Consider the following 603-nt stretch of genomic DNA (forward strand, 5'->3'; position numbering starts at 1 on the left):
ACTTGGGAGATTTGCCCATGTTGTGGGACTGAATTCGGCTATGAAGATTGCTCCATAATTAGTGCTAGGAAAAAGAGATCTGCATGGATAGCTAAAGGATTAAAATGGTTCAACGAGCGCGAGAAGCCTGATTTCTGGAATTTCAGCGAACAAATATCAAATGTACCGCCGGAATATATGTAATAGGAGGCATATAAGGCAATTACAAGCATTGTCAGAAAATGGACTGACTGGTCGTTGGGAAGTTCTCAAGCAAGCGCAAGCAACAGGGCATAGCCAAATTCGGCGAATTGGAATTAAAACCACAAAGTTAAAGGTGTTCAAGCCATGAATGAGATGAGCACTGTCTTGGCAAAAATAGTTATAGACGTTTGTTTATTCTTTGAGTTTTCGGATTCAGGTGCTGTAGATCCCGATGTTTCAATTAAAATGATGGAGCAAATTGCATCTGAGCTACAGGGTCTCTCAGAGATTCAGAAAGAAAGTGTTTGTGAAATTTTTAAAGAAATAGCGAGTAATTACGATGAGGAGTTTTCATCTTTTATATTGAGCTTGCCTGAAAATATTGGGTTGATAGATTAGCCATGAATATCGCGAAACTTA

General features: G+C 39.0%; 2 protein-coding genes. Both read left to right on the forward strand.

The genetic code is table 11. The features are described 5' to 3' along the window. Positions 1–183, forward strand: a 183-nt coding sequence (locus D588_RS28575; RefSeq protein ID WP_232764316.1) for a hypothetical protein, incomplete at its 5' end; no start/stop codon positions are given. 144 nt (positions 184–327) lie between these two features. Further along, complete coding sequence (locus D588_RS27970; protein ID WP_157836480.1) at positions 328–582, forward strand: hypothetical protein; 255 nt, start codon at positions 328–330, stop codon at positions 580–582. Positions 583–603: the final 21 nt, after the last annotated feature.

It is taken from the genome of Xanthomonas sp. SHU 308, assembly GCF_000364645.1.
Lineage (GTDB): Bacteria > Pseudomonadota > Gammaproteobacteria > Xanthomonadales > Xanthomonadaceae > Xanthomonas_A > Xanthomonas_A sontii.